This window comes from Micromonospora sp. NBC_01699, from assembly GCF_036250065.1.
Classification (GTDB): domain Bacteria; phylum Actinomycetota; class Actinomycetes; order Mycobacteriales; family Micromonosporaceae; genus Micromonospora_G.
Window position 1 is genome coordinate 4,778,403 of record NZ_CP109199.1, and the last position, 19,997, is coordinate 4,798,399.

The following is a 19,997-nucleotide window of genomic DNA, read 5'->3' on the forward strand; positions in this document are numbered from 1 at the left end:
CATGCCCTGGACCGTGGACATCCACCACCTCGACATCGGGTCGATCGGCGACGCCACCGTCATCGACGTGAAATATCCAGCCGGGGGTGGCGGGCCGCCGATCCGCCGGACCGTACTGGTCGACGGCGGCAAGGCCAACGCCGCCGCCATCGTCCACCCGTACCTCGTTTCGATCGGGGTGAACCGGGTCGACATCATCATCGTCACCCACTTCGACCAGGACCACTACTACGGCATCAGCGCTCTGCTGGACACCGGCCCCCAACGGGCGATGTACGAGCACGCCATCCTCTACGACACCGGACGCCTGCCCACCGACCGCGACACGATGTGGACGGGCACCGGGCCCAAGCGGCGGCGGGTGAACCGCGAGTTCGGCAACTACCGGGACCGGATCGCGGCGATGCCGGCGACCTTCCGGCACGCGACCGCGCGGGTCAACAGCTTCGACATCGTCCGGTGGGACGCGGGCTGGCTGGCGCAGGCGCGCGGCGTGGTCAACCGGGCCGTCGGCATCGGCGCCGTCGCCGTCGACTACCAGGAGCCGAGCTGGCTGCTCGGTAGGGACCTGATGTGGGGCAACGGCGGGGACGGGCTGCCGGGCCGCCTCGCCTGGAACGTTCCCGCCGGCCCGGCCTACGCCCTGAACCGGCCGGTGCTGCGCTGCATAGCGGCGAACAAGTGGGTGCTCCAGAACAACGGCGCGGCCGGGTACCGGTCCACCGCCCGTTCGACCGGTGGGCGGCCGCAGAGCGAGGTCGCCGAGGCGGAGAACGAGAACGAGAACGCCAAGAGCCTCGGATTCGTGCTGGAGTTCAACAACTTCCGGTACTACATCGCCGGTGACCTCGAAGAGCCGCAGGAGGACGGCTGTCGGGACAACAACATCCTGGGCGGTCCCATCCGCGACGGCGTCATGCACCTGCTCAACTTCCCCGACAACATGACCAACCGGGTGAACGCTCTGAAGGCCAGCCACCACGGTTCCAGCACCGCGAGCTCACGGGCGTTCGTCACCCGGCTGCGTCCGGCGGCGGCGTTCATCTCCTCGGGTGCGGGCAACATGTTCCTGCACCCCGCCCAGCGCACCGTCAACGTGCTGGACGGCTACCCGGAGCAACCCATCCTCGGCGACCAGACCGCCGCGCTCCGGCACCCACCGCAGCCGCCACCGCCACCGCTACCGCCCATCCAGCACTACCTCACCGGGTACCAGAGCTACGACCCGATATCGAACACCGGGGAGCGCCTCGGCGGCGACGCCTCCCAGACCGCGGGCGCCCCCGGAGCGACGCCGCCCCTGCCCGGCCACATAGTGCTCACCGTCACCGAGGAGCAGTCACAGCGCCCACGCGTCGGCCAGACCCACCGGGGCACCCGCACGACCCTGGAGCACGTGGCGGCGGGGCTGGGCCTGCCGGCACCCGCCACGGCGGTGCCCGCCGCCGACGCGGCCGCGACGTACGGGCCGATCCGGGCGGTTGCCACGGTGCTCGGCGTGGCAACCGCGATCGCCGACGGCGTACACAACGCCGCCGCCTGGATGGGCGACGGCGAGCCGAACGGGGTGGCCGAGGTCGGCGTCGCGAACGCGGCGGTGACCGCCGCCGGGGGCGGGGGCGGGGCCGGCGCGGTGGTGACCGCGCTCGGCGGGTTCGGCACCCGGGTCACCGACCTCGGACCCGGAGCCGCTGCCGCGATCGCCGCCGCGGTGACCGCACCGGCCGCCAACCTGGCCACGACGATCTCCACCGCGGCCACCGGCGCCGGGGCGTCGGCGGCCGCCGCCACAGCGGCCGGGGCGGCCGCCTCGGTGGTGTTCGGCGAGACGAACGGACGCGACGACGCGGCCTACGCCGTCGGTATCGCGCTACGGGCGGTGGTCGACGGAGCGACCGCGGCACAGGCCGCGACGATCACCGCGGCGATCATGATGACGATCGCCATCCCCGACGACCCGCCCGACCGGGGCGTCCGGATGATCATCGCTGCGGCCAGGCATGCCACGCTGCCGGCCCCGCTCACCCCCGCCGAGGCGGCCCAGGCGGCGGCGGTCGGTGCCGTCGCCTACCACCTCGGCCTGCCGATCAACGTCGAACTGGGCGTACAGGAGGCGCTGGTGCGGGCCGGCGTGCCGGCGGCCACCGCAGCGCCGCACGCCGCCAACGCACGGGTCGCCGCCACGCTCAACCCGGCCAACACCCTGTTCACCGTGAGCTACGACAGCGTCAACGGACCGCAGAACATCGCGCACGCCGAATGAAGGACCAACCATGACCACGTTGAGTGACCTCCAGGCGAGCTACGAGTCGGCCACGGTGGACGGCGTACTGCCGATCACCGCCGGCAACTGCGGCGTACCGGCGCTGGCGGCCTTCCTCACCGGCCTGCCGCAGGCGGGGATCCGGGTGTCCGCCCCGGCCATCAACCTGGCCGGGGACAGCCTCACCGTCGCCGGTACCGTCACCGACACCTGGTCGATCGGCGTGGACGGCGGTCGGGCGGTACGGCTCGCCACCGTACTGATCACCATCACCCGGCCGGCGGAACTGGTCGCGCGACTGCACGTGACCGGCGGCGTCACCGTCGGCGGCACGGTGTTCCCCATCGCGGGCGACCTCGACGACACCAACCGGGTGAACCTGACCCTGGTACCGGGGGCACCGGCCGCCCTGCCGCTGACCGCCCTGGCCGACTTCGTCAGCGGTAACCGCCTCGGCCAGTTCCTCCCGGTCGGCACGGACGTCTTCGACTCGATACCCCTGTCCGACCTGCGGGTGTCGCTCGGCCACCGGCCGGCGCCCACCGAGGTGGAGATCGGGTCGACCCTGACCGGCGTCAGCTGGCCGATCGTCGACGGGGTGGCCGCACTGACCGGCATCCGGGTCAGCCTGACCAGCCAGGTGGGCTACCGGTCCGGGCGGTACCGGGAAAACCTCGGCGGCGCGGTCGAGGCGACGCTGCGGCTGGACGAGCGGAACTTCCGGGTACGCCTGGCCCTGCGCGCACCCGGCTCCTGGGAACTGGAGGTCACCCCCGGCGACGGCAACGTGCTGCCCGGACTGAGCGCCCTGGCCGAGCTCGCCGGCGGCGCGGCGCTGGCCACCGAACTCCAGCAGGGGCTCACCCGTCTCGGGCTGACCGCGCTGTCCCTGGACGGGGTCCGGATCCGCTTCGACATGACGACCCGTACGCTGCGCGAGGTCGCCGTCGCCACCCGGATCACGGTCGACGGGACCAGCTTCGCCGTCGTGCTGGCCCTGCCCACGTTGACCATCCACGGCGGGCTGGCCGCCGGCAGCAGCCTGCATCTGAAGGCCCTGGTCGGCCGCTATTTCCCGGGCGCGGACGCGTTCCCGGAGATCGACATCACCCAACTCCAGGTCTCGGCGACACCCGGCAGCGGCCGGTACGGTCTCGCCGCCCGGATCGTCGGCGACTGGGGCCTCGACGTCGGCCCGCTGGCGCTCACCTTCCGCGAGTTCGCGTTTCAGATCAACAAGGGTCCGGACGGGGTCAGCGGCGAGATCGAGGGCTGGTTCAGCCTGTTCGACGCGGACTTCCACGCGATCGCCTCGCACCCGGACACCGGCGGCTGGCAGTTCGACTGCCAGAGCGAACCCGGTTCCGCGCTGACCGTCAAGGCCATCCACGACCATCTGACAGCGAGATACCGGGTCGACGCGAGCCTGCCGGCGGTGCTGGAGGACCTCGCGCTGACCCAGGTCCGGATCTGGTTCGACACCGCCACCGGCACGGTCAACCTGGACTGCGACGCCCGCTTCCCGGTCGAGGACCAGACCGTCGACCTGACCGTCACCATCCGGCTGGAACGGGTCGGCACCACCTGGCGCAAGAGCTTCAGCGGCGAACTGACCGTCGCCGACCTCATGTTCGACGTGCACTTCGTGCAGGACCGGGCCTCGACCGTGCTGGTCGCCACGTACGCGCACACCGGCGGTGCCCGCTCGCTGGTGGTCCGGGACCTGGTCGCCGCCGTGTCCAGCACGCTGGCTGCCGCCGTCCCGGCGGGGCTCACCATCGACCTGCGGGACGTGGTCTTCGCGGTCAGCAAGGGCGCCACCACCACCGGAGCCGTCCTCGGCCTGGACCTCGGGGCCGACCTGCGCCTGTCCGGCCTGCCGCTGGTCGGCAAGGAGTTCCCGGCAGACCAGTCGGTCGGTGTGGACAGCCTGCGGATCGTGGCGGCCAGCCGCGCCCTCACCGCCGCCGAGACCGCAGCGGTCAACGCGCTGCTGACCGCGCCGGTGCCGGCCCTGCCGAGCGGACCGAACGGACTCGCCGCCGGGGTCGCCCTCACCGCGCGACTCTCCCTGGGCAGCGGCGGTACCCAGACCCTGTCCCTGCCGGTCGCCGCCGCCCCGCCCGCCACCGGCGGCACGCCGCCCGTACCGGTGGCTTCCCCGGCCACCGCCGCGGACAGCACCAGGTGGTTCGACGTTCAGCGTTCCTTCGGCCCGGTGTACTTCGGCCGGGTCGGCTTCAACTACACCGACGGGGCCGTCCGGTTCCTGCTGGACGCGGCGCTGGCCGCCGCCGGGCTGACCCTGTCGCTGGACGGGCTGAGCCTCGGCTCCCCGGTCGACCACTTCGACCCCAGCTTCGACCTGCGCGGACTCGGCCTCGACTACCGCAACGGCCCGGTCGAGATCGGCGGTGCCCTGCTGCGCACCACGGTCACCCCGACCAACGGGCCGCCCTACGACGAGTACGACGGCGCGGCGCTGATCAGGACCGAGTCGCTGAGTCTCGCCGCCCTCGGCGGGTACGTGTACCTCAACGGCCAGCCGTCGATGTTCGTGTACGCGGTCCTGGACAAGGTGCTCGGCGGGCCGCCGTTCTTCACCGTCACCGGCCTGGCCGCCGGCTTCGGGTACAACCGCAGCCTGGTCATACCACCGATCGAGCAGGTCGCCACCTTCCCGCTGATCGCCGCGGCCACCAGCCCCACCCCGGTCACCGGGGCAGCGAACCCGCGCGACCTGATCCGCGACACGGTCGACGGGCTGCGCGCCTGGATCCCGCCGACCCCCGGCAGCGTCTTCCTCACCGCCGGCATCCGGTTCAGCTCGTTCCAGATGATCGACTCGTTCGCGCTGCTGGTGGCGAGCTTCGGCAACCGGTTCGAACTCGACGTGCTCGGCCTGTCCACGCTCGTGGCGCCCCGACCCGTGCCGGGCGAACCGCCGGTCGCGCCGCTGGCCCAGATCCAGCTCGCCGTCCGGGCCAGCTTCGTACCCGACGAGGGCACCCTCGGTGTCCGCGCCCAACTCACCTCGACCTCGTACGTCTTCTCCCCCGACTGCCACCTCACCGGCGGTTTCGCGTTCGGCAACTGGTTCGGCGGCGAGCACGCCGGCGACTTCGTCCTCACCGCCGGCGGCTACCACCCGCAGTACAACCCGCCGGCCCACTACCCACAGGTCCCCCGCCTCGGATTCAACTGGCAGGTCGACCCGCACCTGGGGGTCAAGGGGGACGGCTACTACGCGCTGACCCCGGCCGCGTTGATGGCCGGCGGGCACCTCCAGGTGGTCTGGCAGAGCGACAACCTCCGCGCCTCCTTCACCGCCGGCATCGACTGCCTGATCGCCTGGAAGCCGTACCACTACGACGCCCGCGTCTACGTCGACTTCGCCGTCTCCTACACCTTCCACCTGTTCGGCACCCACCACATCAACGCGGACATCGGCGCCGACCTGCACATCTGGGGACCGGACTTCAGCGGGACCGCGCACATCAAGCTCTCCGTCATCTCCTTCGACATCACCTTCGGTGCCGGAGCGAACCAGCAGCCGAAGCTGCTCGACTGGCCCGCGTTCCGCGGCTCGTTCCTGCCGACCGGCGATCTCTGCTCCGTCGCGGTCAGCGCCGGGCTGCTGCGCAAGACCAGCGACGACGCGACCGACCTGGGCGAGGTCGACCCGCAGCGACTCGTGATCCGTACCGGCACGGTCATTCCGAGTACGGCCGCCACCACCGGCACCACCCCACTGGCCGGTACGCGCGCCCCGCTCGCGGTCGGGCCGATGGGCCTCGCCGCCCCCGGGACGACGGGCACGCATCTGACCAGCAAGGCGACGGTCACGGTCACCCGGGGCACCGAATCCATGGAACAGCACTTCGCGTTCAGCCCGGTGCTGTCCGACGTGCCGGCCGCGCTGTGGGCGGTTCCGTCCGGTTCGGTCAACGGCCAGGCGCTCGTCCCGGACGCCCTGGTGGGCTTCGAGGTCCGACCCCGGCTCGACCCGATCGTCGGCACCGACCAGGCCACCGTCGGGAACCTGCGGCTGCTCCAGTACCACCTGCCGGCCGTACCCGGCGGGCGGTACCGGGTCACCGTCGTCCAGGAGGTGACCAGCGACGAGCCGACCTCGGTGAAGGACGCCGAGCGGAGGATCCCGACCCAGCGGTTCAGCAGTGCCGGCGAGTTCACCGTCACCGGCGTACGCCCGACCTTCGGCACCGACGAGGTCTACGCGGTCTACCCGCCGGACGGCGGCGTCGGCGACTACTCCACCGACCTGCCGCACGTCATCCTCAACCACAGCACCCTGCCCTGGCAGGAGAACGCCGACCCGAACCGGGACGACCTACCGTGGCTGGCCCTGCTGCTGTTCGACGAGACCGACCTGCCCGTACCCCGGCTCACCACGGTCGACGACGAGAAGGTCACGGTGATCTCCGTACCGGTCGGGTTGCTGCCGGCCCAGGATGCCACCCGGCGTGATCTCGCACTGCTCAGCCACGTACGCCGGGACGCCGACGGCGTCGAACGCGCGGTGGTGATCGGCAACCGGCTGCCCCGCGACGGCGCGACCCACGTCGCGCACCTCGTCTCCATCCGGAACCGGTACGGCTCCTCCGGCCCGACCGGCACCGGCACGGTCGACCTGGTCAGCCTGACAAGCTGGCGGTTCACCGCCACCAGCGACGGGGACGACCTGGCCATCCTGCTGCGGCGGCTCGCCGACGGCAGCGCCCCGCTGCCCGCGCCGGACGCCCCGGTCGGGTACCGCAGCCCCCTGGTCGCGCACCCCCGGACCGACCGGCCGACGCTGCCCGCGACCGACCTCGTCGATCCCGCGTTCGGTGCCGCCTGGCAGCTCGGCCGGCTGCTCGCGCTGCGCAGCAAGCCGTTCGCGGCGGCGCTGTACCGGTGGAAACGGCTGCGCGCCCAGCGTCGCAAGAGCGGGGACACCACGCTGCCGGCCCTGTCCACCACCGTCACCGGCTTCCTCGACGACCTGGCGGTGCTGGACGGGGTGCCGTTCAACTATCTGGTACCCGAGGAGAGCATGACGCCGGTCGAGTCGCTGCGGTTCTTCTCGCTGTACGAGGGGTGGCTGGCCGCCCTGCTGGACGGAGCGCTCAGCATCGGACGGGTCACCCCGGCGGACCGGCGGATGGACGCCACCCTCGCCGCGGACCTGCTCAGCCTCGGCGATCTGGCGCCGTGGACCCGCCGGGTGCTGTCGCCGTCCGGTGGCACGAATCCGAGCGGGTTCCTGCTCCGTTCACACGTCGTGGCCGGCTGGCCGGACCTGCGGATCACCGCCCGGGACGCGGGCGGCGGCACGCTGGATCCGGTACGGACCGAACTGCTCTCGGCGAGCACCCTGCTCTGCGTGTTCGCCGGTGACCTGGCCACCCTGACGCTCGCCCAGCCGGAGCACACACTGCACTTCGGTCTCGGTGACGCGGCCGGCACGTGGCAGGGCGGTACCCGGGTGGTGGACGTGACCGCGCTGGCCGGGGGCCGGATCGGCGCTCCGGCGGCGAGTCAGGGCGCCTCGGCTCGGTTCGCGGCGAGCATGATCACGACTGCGCCGCAGGTCACCATCACCCGCCACTGACCGCACCCGTGGCACCGGGTCCACTCGCGTTCGACTGCCGACTCTATCGCGGTTGAACGGGTCAGGACACGTGGTTGAACGGGTCGGGAGACCAGCGGAGCACGGGCAATTCCGCGCGTGCCGGCCGTGGGCCCCGACACCCCCGACGGCGGCCGGACGGGGCGCGGGCCCGCACCGGCGGGCCCGTTCGGCGGAACCTTTTCGGCCGGGGACATCCGTGTGACGATGGCGAGCGCTGCCGGTCGGCATCCCCACCTCGCCGGGATCCGGAGGCCCGCCTCCCACCACGAACGCCCGACGCGATCAGGAAGGGGACCACCGTGCCATCCGATCAGGGGAACGGTGCCACCCGGGCCGGAACGTCGGCGGTCCGGCTCAGCCATCGGGACGTAGATCGGGCTCGCCGGGCGTTGGCCGGCCGGGTGCACCGGACCCCGGTCGTCCACTCCGGCCAACTGACCGCCAGGTACGGCGTGCGGCTGTGGATGAAGGCCGAGAACCTCCAGCGTGGTGGATCCTTCAAGCTGCGCGGAGCGCTGCTCGCGGTGGACCGGCTGGTCGCTGCGGGAAGCCGGGGAGTGCTGGCGCAGAGCACCGGCAACCATGCGATCGCGGTCGCCCTGGCCGCCCGCGAGCACCGAATTCCCGCCATGCTGGTCCTGCCGTCGGACGCCTCGCCCGTCAAGGTGCGGCGGATCCGGGAAGCGGGTGCCGAGGTGGTGTTCGCCGGGAAGGCCCTGGCGGAGCGGGCCGCCGCCGTGCTGGAGCTGCGGGACCGGTACGGCTACGAGGTGGTCGACCCGTACGAGGACCCTGTCGTGGTGGCCGGCCAGGGGACGGCGACAGCCGAGTTGATCGAACAGGTGAGCGCGGAGGGTGGCCGGCTGGACGCCGTGGTGGTCCCGGTCGGCGGGGGCAGTGCGATCGCCGGCGCCTGCCTGGCCGCCCATCCACACGATGTGGCGGTGGTGGGTGCCGAACCGGAGGCGGTGCCGGCGCTCACCGCGGCGATGCACGCCGGGAAGCCGGTGTCGGTCGGGGGATTTTACACCATTGCGGACGGATTGCGTCCCGATCGGATCGGCGACCTGCCCTTCGAACTGGCCCACCGGGAGGTGGCCGCCGTGGTGACGGTTGATGAGCGCGCCATCGCCGACGCGATGCGAGCCACGCTGCTGCACGCCCGACTGGTCGTCGAACCGGCCGCGGCCACGGCGCTGGCGGGCGCGGTGCGCTACGCCGAAGGTCGCCGCATCGAGGTCGGGGTGCTGCTCACCGGCGGGAACGTTGAGCCCGATCTGCTCGCGTCGCTGCTGGCCGAAAGCCGCCCCACCAGCACCGCAGGCCCGTCCGCGGGCTACATCCCGTGGACGGATTCCCTCGGAGGTCCACAGGGGTAAAAATCACTATATGCGCATTGAAGGTAAGGAAAGGGACATCGTCCTGCGAATCGACGACGTCCACAAGGAGTTCTCCGACGGGACGCACGCGCTGAGCGGCGTGTCGCTCGAAGTCCGCGCCGGCGAGGCGGTCGCGGTGATGGGTCCCTCCGGTTGCGGCAAGTCGACCCTGCTCAACATCGTGGCCGGCGTGGACCGTCCGACCTCCGGCTCGGTCACGGTGCTCGGCGAGGATCTACGTCAGCTGAACGAGACCGGCCTCGCCCTGTTCCGGCGGCGCCGGATCGGTATGGTCTTCCAGTTCTTCAACCTGCTGGACGATTTGCCGGCGCTGGACAATGTGGCGCTGGCCGGTCAACTCGCCGGCATGCCCACCGGTCGGGCCCGCCAGCGGGCCCGGGAGGGGTTGGCGGAGCTCGGAGTCGCCGACCGCGCGGACGCCTACCCCGCGACGCTGAGCGGCGGGCAACGGCAACGCGTCGCGGTGGCCCGTGCTCTGATGAACGAGCCCGCGTTACTGCTGGCCGACGAGCCGACGGGTGCGCTCGACAGCGCCTCCGGCGCTCAGGTGGCCGAGCTGCTCCTCGCGCTCAACCAGCGGGGTCAGACCCTGCTGTTGGTCACCCACGACCCGGCGCTGGCCGAGCGGGTGGCCACCCGGGTGGTCGAGCTGGCTGACGGTGTGGTGGTCGGCGAACGAGTGCTGGAGCGGACGGCATGACCGCCACCTGGCGAACGATTCGGGCGGCGGTACGCCGCCGTCGGATGCAGACCTTCGTGATCGGCCTGGTGGTACTCGCCTCCGCCGCCACGATGACCGTCGCGCTGTCCCTGCTCAACGCCACGTCGGCGCCCTTCAACCGGATCTTCGAGGCGCAACACGGCGCGCACCTGGTGGTCGTACTGGAGCGCGACAAGGTACCCGCCGGCCAACCGGCGGCCATCCGGTCCGCCACCGTCCAGGCAGTCGCGGGACCGTTCCCGCAGGCGGTCCTCGAAATCCCGGCGGGCGCGGGCGGGACCTCCGGGCCCGGTACGCTGACCGTGGTGGGCCGCGCCGAGCCGGGTGGACCGGTGGATCGGGTCGACCTGTGGGCCGGCCGGTGGGCCACCGCGCCGGGCGAAATCGTGCTGAACGCGCCGCCCGACGACCTGGTCACCGGGGCGGGCCAACTCGGCTCCCGGATCGAAGTGCCCGGACTTCCCACCCTGACCGTCGTCGGTCGGGCCTACAGCGTGAGCCAAACCGCCGACGCCTGGGTCTCCCCCGACCAGATCACCGCGCTCGGGCCGACCGCCACCCAGGTGCTCTACCGGTTCACCGACGCCGAAACACCGGCGCGCATCGCGGCCAACGCGGCGGCCGTCACCGGTGGGCTGCCCCAGGACGCCCTGCTGGGCACCCAGTCGTGGCTGACGGTCCGGCAGGCGGTCGCCGCCGGCCCCGGTGCGTACGTCCCGTTCCTGACCACCTTCGGGTTGCTCGGCCTGGCCGTGGCGGTCCTGATCATCGGCAACGTGGTCAGCGGCGCGGTGGTGTCCGGATTCCGGCACATCGGGGTGCTGAAAGCGCTCGGGTTCACCCCGCGCCAGGTCGTCGGGGTCTACATCGGGATGGCGCTGGTCCCGGCGGCGGTCGGTGCCGTACTCGGCGTCGTGCTCGGTTATTTCGGTGCGGTTTCGTTGCTGGGCGACGCGTTCGGCGGGTCGGGCTTCGGCGGCGAGATCGAAATCGCCTGGTGGTTGCCGGTAACAGTGCTGGTCGCGGTGCCGTCCGTCGTGGTTGTCGCCGCGCTGGTGCCCGCCGCTCGGGCGTACCGGCTGTCCGCCGCCGAGGCGATCAGCGCGGGCAGCGCGCCGCGCGCCGGCCGCGGACTGCGGGTGCAGCGCTGGCTCAGCGGTACCGGGCTGCCCCGTCCGGTGAGCCTGGGCCTGGGCCAGCCGTTCGCCCGCCCCGGACGGACCGGCCTGACCCTGGCGGCCGTGGTGCTCGGGGTGGCCACCGTGGTGTTCGCCAGCGGCCTGGCCGCGACGGTGTCGCGGTACTCGGCGACCACTGACGTCAACAACGCCGCCCCGGTCGCCATGCGCCCCGGGAATCCGGCCTTCGGCGAGATCACGCCCACCCTGGACGTGGCGGAGACCGAGGCGTTGCTGCGCGCGCTGCCCGGGATCGCGCGCCTCACCGTGAACGCGGGCGTGCCGGTGACCGTCGCCGGGCAGACCCGGACGGTGGACGGCACCTTCCTGCGTGGCGACACCGACGCCGGCCTGGCGGGAATGGTGGTCGAGGGCCGCTGGTTGCGTAGCCCGGACGAGATCGTCGTACCCGCCGCAGTGCTGAACGAGCGGGGTCTCAGGGTCGGCGACACCGTGGCGCTCCAGTTCGGCGAGCGGGTCGACCGGGTGACGATCGTCGGTGTGACGCTGTCCAGCGGGGTGGGAGGGGGCGACTTCTTCGCCCTGTGGCAGTCCCTCGACACGCTGGCGCCCAACTACCAGTTCCGTCCCTCCGACCTCTTCTACCAGATGGAACCGGATCCGGGTACGGACGTGACTGAGCTGGTCCGGCGGGTGAACGCGGCGGCACCCGGCCTGTACGCCTGGGACAACCGGGGGACGAACTCGTTCACCACCTCGGTGGTGGGTCTGTCCGTCACGCTGTCGGTGCTGTTGGGCCTCGTGGCGGCGCTCGGCGTGCTCAACACCGTGCTGCTCACCGTCCGCGAGCGCCGTCGCGACCTCGGCATCTTGAAGTCGATCGGGATGAAACCCACCCAGGTGGTGGTGATGACGGTGGTATCGATGGCCGCCCTGGGCGTCGTCGGCGGGGTTCTCGGGACACCGCTGGGCGTGCTGGCCCACCGTCTGATCGTGCCGCTGACCGCCCGCGCGGCACAGATCGACACACCCGACTTCCTGCTGGATGTCTGGCGTGTTCCGGTCGTGCTGCTGCTACCGCTGGCCGGTCTGGTGATCGCGGTTATCGGCGCGCTGCTCCCGGCACGGTCCGCGGCCCGGCTGCCGATCGGTCAGGTGCTGCGCAGTGAGTGACTCAGCGGGCGGCCTCGGCGGTGACGAACCGCGCCAGCCGGGCCACACCCTCTTCGAGCTGCTCCGGCGTGAGGTAGCTGACCGACAGCCGGATGCTGGTCTCGCCGCCGGCGTCCGGGTAGAAGTAGGACATCGGCGTCCAGATCACGCCGTAGTCCTCCGCCGACCGGGCCAGTGCCGCCCCGTCGGCGCGAAACGGCACCTGGAGGGTGAGGAAGAACCCGCCGGTGGGCGTGTTCCACCGTACGCCGATCGCCTCGCGACGGTCGGCCGGGAACCAACGGTCGAGCAGTTCGATGGTATGACGCATGGCGTCGCCGTAGAACGCGGACGCCGGCGCGGTGAAGGCGGAGGCCCGGCCCTCGCCCTCCAGCAGCAGGCCGCCGACGACCGCCTGGCTCAGCGGCGCGGTGTTCAGCGTCACCATGCTCTTGATTTTCGCGATCTCGTCCGCCAACAGCGTCTGCCGGCCGGCGCCGTCGGTGACCGGTTGGTCGGCCACCACGAAGCCGACCCGGACCCCGGGGAAAAAGGTCTTGGAGTACGAGCCGAGCTGCACCACCCGGCGCCGCTCGTCCATCGCCTTCAGCGTGGGCAGCTGACGCCCCGGACTGACCAGCCGGTATGGGCTGTCCTCCAGGACGAGGAAGTCGTGCCGGGCGGCCAGGCTCAACAGGGCGGAGCGCGCGGCCAGCGGAATGGTGTTGCCCGACGGGTTCGAGTGGTCCGGCACCACGTAGCAGGCCCGTGGCCGACGGCCTCGGGCACGCTCGGCGCGGATCACCTCGTCGAGCGTCGCGGGGTCGAAACCGGTCGGCCCCTCCGGTACCGCGACCACGGTGACGCCCAGCAGGCGGGCGACCCCGGTGATGCCGACGTAGCAGGGAGTGGATACCAGCAGTACATCGTCCTGGCCGGCAATCAGGGCGCGTACGGTCAGCAGCATGGCCTCCTGGGCACCGCTGGTGACGACCACGGCATCCGGCGGCACCACGATCCCCTCGTCCAGCCGGAGCGAGTCGGCGATCAGGTCGCGGATGATCCCGCTGGCCGGCCCGTACTGGAAAAGCGCCTCACGGACCTGCTCGGGCGAGCGGCCCTCGGCCGCCAGATGCGCCAGGTAACGCCGCGCGTGGTCGAACATCCGCTCCGGATCTCCGAAGAGCGGACCGAACGGGCGCCCGGGAGCGAACGAGACGGCCCGCGGGAACCGCATGGTCACCTCGTTGAGGAAGTTCATGGTGTCCAGCACCGGGTCGGTGAGACTGGCGTGCAGGTCCTGCCGCCGCAGACAGTCCGATGGCCCCGGTACGGCCGGATCCGCCACCGCTACGGCCGGAAGCGGCCGGGCGACGACGGTCGAGGCGACGACGGCGCCCGGTCCCGGCAGTAGGTCCGGACCGGCATCGGCGACCGTGGCGGTGCCGGAGAGGAGCATGGCGTCGATCAGTTCGTCGACCAGGATGTCCAGCACCTGTCGAACGCCGTCCTGTTTCCCGACCGCCAGGCCGTGCAGCACCGGACGGCCGACCAGCACCGCGTCCGCGCCCAACGCGAGTGAGATCAGGATGTCGACACCGCGGCCGATCCCACCGTCGAGCAGCACCGGCACGTCGGCGCCGACCTCGGCGGCGATTCCGGGCAGGGCGTCGACGGTGGCCAGTACCCCGTCGAGCTGCCGGCCGCCGTGGTTGGAGACCAGCACGCCGTTCGCGCCGGCATCAACGGCCCGCCGGGCGTCCGCCGGGTGCAGGATGCCCTTGAGCAGGATCGGCAGCGGGCTGATCGACCGCAGCCAGCTCACCACCGACCAGTCCAACCGAGCGTCGAACTCGGCGACGGCGTGCTCGTTGGGCGAGCGCCCGGCGGTGCCCGCGATGTTGGCCGCGTGTATCCCGTCCGGCAGTCGGAAACCGTTGCGGATGTCCCGCTGCCGCCGGCCCAGCCGGGGCGCGTCGACCGTGAGCACCAGAGCCTCGAAGCCCGCCCGCTCGGCCCGTTCGATCAGTCGCCGGGTGGTCGAGCGATCCCGGAAGCAGTAGATCTGCAACCACAGCGGTGCGGTGGTGGCCGCCGCGATCTCCTCGAAGGTGCGCCCGGCGAAGGTGCTCACCACGAACGGCAACCCGGCCGATCCGGCGGCGGCGGCCGTGGCCACCTCACCGTCCGGATCGACCATGGTGTGGTACGCGGTGGGCGCGATCGCCAACGGCGCCGGCCAGGTGCGCCCGAGCACCCGGGTCCGCGCATCGGGCCGGGCCAACCCGGTCAACACCCGGGGCACCACGTGCAGCCGGTCGAAGGCCGCCCGGTTGGCGGCCAGCGTCCGCTCCTCCCCGGCGGCCCCCGCGATGAAATCCCAGAGCTGGGGATCCAGCCGCTGCTGTGCCAGACGCGCGAGGTCGGCCAGGTCGATGACCTTCGCGAGGGCGGGCGCCTCGGTCATTCCGTGACCAGACGGTCACGCTCCACGGCTTCGTACAGTGCACGGATGTTCCGTGAGCCGAATCCGCGCGAACCGCGACGCTGGATGAGCTCGTAGAACAGGGTGTTGCGGTCGTACGGTGACCGGGAGAACAGTTGCAGCAGGTATCCCCACTCGTCCCGGTCGGCCAGCACGTTCGCCTCCCGTAGCGCGCCGATCTCGGCTGCCATCTCCGGGAACCGCTCGCCGAGCATGTCGTAGTACGTCGGCGGAGTGCTCAGGAACGTCACACCCCGCTCCCGGAACTGCGCGACAGCAGGCAGGATCTCGTCGACCAGGAATGCCAGGTGCTGCACCCCGGGCCCGTCGTTGCGCTCCAGGAAGGCGTCGAGCTGACCCGGGTTGCGGGTCACGTCCGGCGCGACGAGCGTGAACGTGACCTCGCCGGTGGCGCTGCGCACCACCACCGAGTCCATCGCCTGGCCACCGACGTCGACGTACTCGCTGGAGAACCGGGCCAGGCCGAGACCCGCACCGTAGAAGTCGGCGACCGCCTGGAGCGAGCCGCCGGCCACGCAGATCGCGACGTGGTCGAGCAGCCGAACATGCCCGCCCGGCCGAGTCGGCGCGCCGGGCTGCGGCGTCCAGACGCGGTGCGCCGGGTCCCGACCGATGTTGCCGGCCGGAACCAGTGTGTGCCGTACGGCGCCGAAGTCGGAGATCACCGGCTGGCCGTCGACGACGCTCACCCGGGCACCGGCCGCGCGTGCGGCGGCACTCGTCGCCTGGACGTCGTCACAGGTCAGGGCGATGTCGGCGATGCCGTCGCCGTGTTGGGCCAGAAACTGTGCCGTGACCGGGCCGGACGTGACGATCAGGTCCACGTCCCCCTGACGGAGCAGCGCGGAGGTTCGGCGGTCAGTGACCGAGTCCGCGACATGGGTGAAGCCCATGGCCGTCACGAAGTAGTGCTGAACGGATACCGGATCGTCGACGTACAGCTCGACATACGCCAGGGACTGGGCGCTCATCGCCCGCCTTCCTCTCGACTCGGTTCGGGGCGCGCGCTCACCAGCTCCACTCTCGCTTGTTGAGGAGGTGCTCGGCGGTGATGCCGCGCCCGGAACACCAGGCCAGGAACTCGTCGATCTGCTTGAGTTGGTAGGTGTCCTCGGTGTACGTCGTCGCCATCACGTGCCCCTGCCAGGACTCCTCGCCCATCGCGTAGATACAGGCATCGTCCGCGCCGAGCTCCATCATGATCGCGGCCGCCTGGGCCGCGTTGGAGCCGGACAGCTTGCGGGAGTCGCTCATCTTCTTGCTCACCGGCTTGGTGATCAGCCCCTGGTAGAGCCAGGTCAGCGGGGCGCCGTCGCACTCCATGCCGAGGAAGGCCATATCGATCTTTCCGACCCGCTCACGGATGTAGCGATAGAGCGTGGGATCGATGCCCGAGGAGTCCGCGCCGATGAACACCGACGCACCGGCAAGCCGCACCGAGTACGTGGACTTGCCCCGGATGTCGAGGTCGGCGTGCTCGCCGAGGAACGGCGTGGCCACCACCGTACCGCCGGGGAAGGGAACCTCGTCGAAGTCGTCCACCTCCACCACGGGCAGGCCGATGTGCTTCATGTACAGGCCCATCGACGGGTCGACCAGATTGCCGCGAGACGTCCGGGGCACCACCACCTTGCCGACCCGGCCGCGCAGTTGCAGGAGGGTCTCCAGCACGATGTGGTCCTGGTGGCCGTGGGTGATCAGCACCAGGTCGATGAAGTCGGGCAGGTCGTCGAGGGTGTAGCGGTCGCCGCCCTTGGTGTTGTCCGTACTGATGAACGGATCAGTGACGATGGCCGCCTCGGGCGTTTGCAGCACCAGGCACGCGTGGCCGAAGTAGCGGATCCGGCCTCCCCTGGTGATGTGCCGGTCCGGGACGAGGCTCGGCTGGTCGGTGAGCATGGTGTCCAGCAGGGCGGCCTGCTCGTCGTCGAGCTCCAGTGCCTCGCGCAGTGCGGTCAGCGTGGTGGGCTTGACCCGCGCCCGGACCAGCGCTTCAAGGCCCGGGTGACGGAACGGGATCGCGAGGTCGAGCACACCGGGCCGGGCCAGGCGGGGAGTGCTGAGGATGAACGGCCGCTCCACGCCTTCGTCCAGCGAGACCTGGATCGACTGGCGGCGCTCGTCGTAGGCCGGGCTCCGGTAGAGCAGCGGCTCAAGGAACCGGACCGACGGCTGGTTGCTGGTGTCGTAGGCCAGCTCGACGAGCCCGTTCAGCGCCGCCGGCAGCTTCGGATACAACGGCGACAGGTCGAAGCCGGTGGCGTTCTCCCGTACCAGATCCTCCGCCTCGGCAACGGCGGCCGCGAAGTCCAGCATGTCCGCCCGATCCCGCTTGATCGTGTCGACGAGCGCGGCCACCTCGTCGGCCCGGGACTCCTCAATGTTCACGAAGTAGCCGCCCCGCAGCTGCGGGTTGTGGCTGGCCGCGACATGCACCTGCGGCGAGTGCAGGTACGACTCCAGTAGCGGCATCTGCACGTTGGCCAGGTTCATTGCCGCCTGCACGGGGGCAACCGTGTACAGCCAGGCGTAGAACCGGTCCACCAGCGGCTCGATGATCACATTGGAGCGAAGATACTTTTGTTCGGTCTCAGCGCACATGGATGTTCCTCCATCCGGGAATTGATGCAGCACGACCGGCCGGACGCGCACCAGGGGAAGTGTTCGAAAAGCTGCCGGAATGGTTCGTCTGCGGCCATGAATTTGTATCGCCCGGTCGATCGTCTGGAAAGACCGGCGTTACGTCATGCGTTCAACTGTTGTCCCGGCATCAGTCGAACACCGAATGCGCGTCAGGCCATACGGCGCGAGCGCTGGTCGAGGTCGTCCGCGATCTCGCACCATTCATCGGCGCACCGGCGGGCGACGTCGGCCAGGATATAGGTGGTGTGCGGTGGTAGTCCGTCACTTACATGCCCCCATTCGCCGGGGCGCAGTGCCTTGGATAGGATCCAGCGCAGCAGGTCCCGGCCGGCCTCACTGAACCGTAGCGACGGGTCGACCCGCAGGCCCTGTAGCATCGCCTCGATGTCCGGCTCGTTGGCCGAGTCGACACTCCGGCGGGCCGGCTGGCGCGCCGGCCGACGCTCCGCCCGTTCGTTGTTACCCGGGACCGGGTCTTCCCCTCGCTCGATCCGCTTGCGCACGTCACTGGCGGTTGCGGGGGAGATCCCGGCACGCTTGCCGATCTCGCGCAGCGACGCCATCGGAAACTCGCGGATCACCTCGGCGGCCTTGAGTCGCCCCTCCGCGTTGTCCAGCGGACGCACCCGCCCGTCGCGCCCGACCCGTGATCGCGCCTCGTCGAACGAGTCGTCCTCCACCGCCAGGCGGCGACGCAGATTGCCCACCAGTCGGGCGCTGATCCCCGCGGCCACCGCGATGGCGCGATCCGACCAGGCCGGGTGGGAGACGATGATGCGCTCGGCGGCGCTCGTCCGGTCGGTCAGGGACAGCGGCCGCCCGTGGGAGATATTGGCCTTCACCGCCAACACGAAGGCTTCCTGCTCGGTGCCTTCGAAGAACCGGACCTCGATCGTCTCGTCATTGCGCAGCTTGGCCGCCGCGAGTCGGTGCATTCCGTCAATTACCCTCATCGTCGCCCGGTGCACGATGATGGGCGGAAGTTTCGCCTCCACGGCGGCCAGCACCTGAATGTGTTCCTGATCCTCACCCTCGCTACGCGGGGAATCCGCAGGCAGCAGGGTGCGCACCGGTATTCGGCACGTCTGAGCCGCACCACCTTTTAGGATATCCAGATGCTGGATGGTGGGGCCGCGGTCATGGAATGAACTGATGGACATGGCTGTAGTGATAAGCGATTGCGTCAAGTGCACTCCCCGTTAGTGCGGGGGACAGTCGGAACTCTCCCGCCCCTTCATCTAAACAAGTTCATCGACTGGCCCCAATTAAATGGCGTGGCGATCGCATCGTAGCCCTCGGCCATTGGGCGAGTCGACCCCGTCGTCCTGATTAGACCATCCCTGCCTCCTCCCCCCACCCAGAGTAGGCCGGCTTCTGCCGACACGCAGCGTCGCGATCCGAAGTGAAGCGTCAATACGTGCCAGGCAGCCGGGTCGGTCACGGACGACGCGCCACTGCGCTCTGTGAGATCGACCCGACGTGGGTGCCGGGTGGAACTTCTACGGTGTTCAGGTGCGGCGCGGTGACAGTTGAACACTTGAACAGCCCGCCAGACACGCGCCGGACATTGATCGCGGGTACGGGACGGTGCCATCGTGTCTGCGGCAGATGCGTCAGCAGCAACCGGCCCGGGGACGACTGCCGTTCGGCGCCGCGACTCTTCGCACCCGGCGCGACCTCGGCAACCACAGCAGAGGAGCCGTCTCGTGCCCTTCGTAACGACCAACGGGGTCACCCTGTCGTACCAGAGCGACGGCGCGGGTGATCCGGTCCTGCTCATCATGGGGTCGTCGGCCGCCGGTCACGTGTGGACCATCCATCAGACCCCGGCGCTCCACCGGGCGGGCTATCGGACGGTCATCTTCCACAACCGAGGTATTCCGCCGTCGTCGGTCCCGCCCGGCGACTACACCCTTGAGGAGCTCGCCACCGACACGGCGGGCCTGATAGAGACCCTCGACCTCGGTCCGTGCCACATCGTCGGCACCTCGCTTGGTGCGATCGTCGCCCAGGAGGTGGCGATCCGATGGCCCCACCTGGTGCGCTCGGCGGTCCTGATCGCCACCCGCGCCCGCACCGACGTGCTACGGGCAAAGATGTCCCTGGCCGACAAGGCGTTGCGGGAGAGCGGCATCGCGCTGCCGGCCCCGTACCGGGCCGCGCGGACCGCGCTGGAGATGTTGTCCCCGGCGACCCTCAACGACGAGGAGGCCGTCGGCAACTGGCTCGACATTTTCGAGCTCTCCGGTGGCCAGGACGTCGCCGTCGGCCAAGAGGCCGTCATTGACAATCTCGGCGACCGCCGGCCGGCCCTGGGTCGGATCACCGTGCCGTGCCGGGCCATTGCCTTCAGTGACGACCTGATCTGCCCACCCCACCTCGTCGCGGAGACGGCGGAGGCCATTCCCGGCTGCGACCTGGTACAGATCGACGGCTGCGGCCACATTGGCTATCTGGAACGCCCGGACGAGGTGAACGGTGCGATCCTCGAATTCCTTCAGAAGTACTGACCCGAACGCCGGCGGGACTCGCCGACCA

10 protein-coding genes and 1 pseudogene are annotated in these 19,997 nt (G+C 70.8%); 6 read left to right on the forward strand and 5 right to left on the reverse strand.

All coding sequences use genetic code 11. The features are described from left to right. Position 1 precedes the first annotated feature (1 nt). From OG792_RS20165 to OG792_RS20185, 5 genes are all read left to right on the forward strand, one after another. Positions 2-2,263, forward strand: a complete 2,262-nt coding sequence (locus OG792_RS20165; protein ID WP_329101116.1) for a ComEC/Rec2 family competence protein — start codon at positions 2-4, stop codon at positions 2,261-2,263. A gap of 10 nt (positions 2,264-2,273) precedes the next feature. Continuing rightward, positions 2,274-7,877 (forward strand): DUF6603 domain-containing protein, encoded by a 5,604-nt coding sequence (locus OG792_RS20170; protein ID WP_329101118.1) that lies wholly within the window; start codon positions 2,274-2,276, stop codon positions 7,875-7,877. A gap of 320 nt (positions 7,878-8,197) precedes the next feature. Continuing rightward, positions 8,198-9,277: a threonine ammonia-lyase gene (locus OG792_RS20175; protein WP_329101120.1), complete on the forward strand. Its 1,080-nt coding sequence runs from the start codon at positions 8,198-8,200 to the stop codon at positions 9,275-9,277. A gap of 10 nt (positions 9,278-9,287) precedes the next feature. Beyond that, entirely contained in the window at positions 9,288-9,998 is a 711-nt protein-coding gene (locus tag OG792_RS20180) for an ABC transporter ATP-binding protein (RefSeq protein ID WP_329101123.1), read from the forward strand. Continuing rightward, entirely contained in the window at positions 9,995-12,331 is a 2,337-nt protein-coding gene (locus OG792_RS20185) for an ABC transporter permease (protein ID WP_329101125.1), read from the forward strand. The genes OG792_RS20180 and OG792_RS20185 overlap by 4 nt, the downstream gene beginning before the upstream one ends. Before the next feature lies 1 nt (position 12,332). Here OG792_RS20185 and OG792_RS34750 read toward each other — a convergent pair whose 3' ends face one another. From OG792_RS34750 to OG792_RS20205, 5 genes and pseudogenes are all read right to left on the reverse strand, one after another. Next, positions 12,333-13,571 (reverse strand): aminotransferase-like domain-containing protein, encoded by a 1,239-nt coding sequence (locus tag OG792_RS34750; protein WP_442932488.1) that lies wholly within the window; start codon positions 13,569-13,571, stop codon positions 12,333-12,335. Positions 13,572-13,730: 159 nt separating this feature from the next. After that, positions 13,731-14,777: pseudogene (locus OG792_RS34755) on the reverse strand (alpha-hydroxy acid oxidase); the annotation flags it as partial. After that, the gene (gene hppD / locus OG792_RS20195) at positions 14,774-15,787 is read right to left on the reverse strand and encodes a 4-hydroxyphenylpyruvate dioxygenase (RefSeq protein ID WP_329101129.1); all 1,014 of its coding nucleotides are present in this window, start codon (positions 15,785-15,787) and stop codon (positions 14,774-14,776) included. The pseudogene OG792_RS34755 and the gene hppD, both read right to left, overlap by 4 nt. Positions 15,788-15,824: 37 nt before the next feature. After that, positions 15,825-17,417, reverse strand: coding sequence for an MBL fold metallo-hydrolase (locus OG792_RS20200; RefSeq protein WP_329101131.1), 1,593 nt, complete (start codon positions 17,415-17,417; stop codon positions 15,825-15,827). Positions 17,418-17,608: 191 nt separating this feature from the next. Further along, positions 17,609-18,619: a ParB N-terminal domain-containing protein gene (locus tag OG792_RS20205; protein ID WP_329101133.1), complete on the reverse strand. Its 1,011-nt coding sequence runs from the start codon at positions 18,617-18,619 to the stop codon at positions 17,609-17,611. Between the two features lie 546 nt (positions 18,620-19,165). Here OG792_RS20205 and OG792_RS20210 point away from each other — a divergent pair. Next, positions 19,166-19,969: an alpha/beta fold hydrolase gene (locus tag OG792_RS20210; protein ID WP_329101135.1), complete on the forward strand. Its 804-nt coding sequence runs from the start codon at positions 19,166-19,168 to the stop codon at positions 19,967-19,969. Positions 19,970-19,997: the final 28 nt, after the last annotated feature.

Excerpts from the sequence above, each read along its gene's own strand:
- OG792_RS20180 (WP_329101123.1), top strand. The coding sequence starts at position 9,288 with ATGCGCATTGAAGGTAAGGAAAGGGACATCGTCCTGCGAATCGACGAC.
- OG792_RS34750 (WP_442932488.1), bottom strand. The coding sequence starts at position 13,571 with ATGAACTTCCTCAACGAGGTGACCATGCGGTTCCCGCGGGCCGTCTCG.
- OG792_RS20165 (WP_329101116.1), top strand. The coding sequence starts at position 2 with ATGCCCTGGACCGTGGACATCCACCACCTCGACATCGGGTCGATCGGC.
- OG792_RS20185 (WP_329101125.1), top strand. The coding sequence starts at position 9,995 with ATGACCGCCACCTGGCGAACGATTCGGGCGGCGGTACGCCGCCGTCGG.
- OG792_RS20200 (WP_329101131.1), bottom strand. The coding sequence starts at position 17,417 with ATGTGCGCTGAGACCGAACAAAAGTATCTTCGCTCCAATGTGATCATC.
- hppD (WP_329101129.1), bottom strand. The coding sequence starts at position 15,787 with ATGAGCGCCCAGTCCCTGGCGTATGTCGAGCTGTACGTCGACGATCCG.
- OG792_RS20205 (WP_329101133.1), bottom strand. The coding sequence starts at position 18,619 with ATGTCCATCAGTTCATTCCATGACCGCGGCCCCACCATCCAGCATCTG.
- OG792_RS20170 (WP_329101118.1), top strand. The coding sequence starts at position 2,274 with ATGACCACGTTGAGTGACCTCCAGGCGAGCTACGAGTCGGCCACGGTG.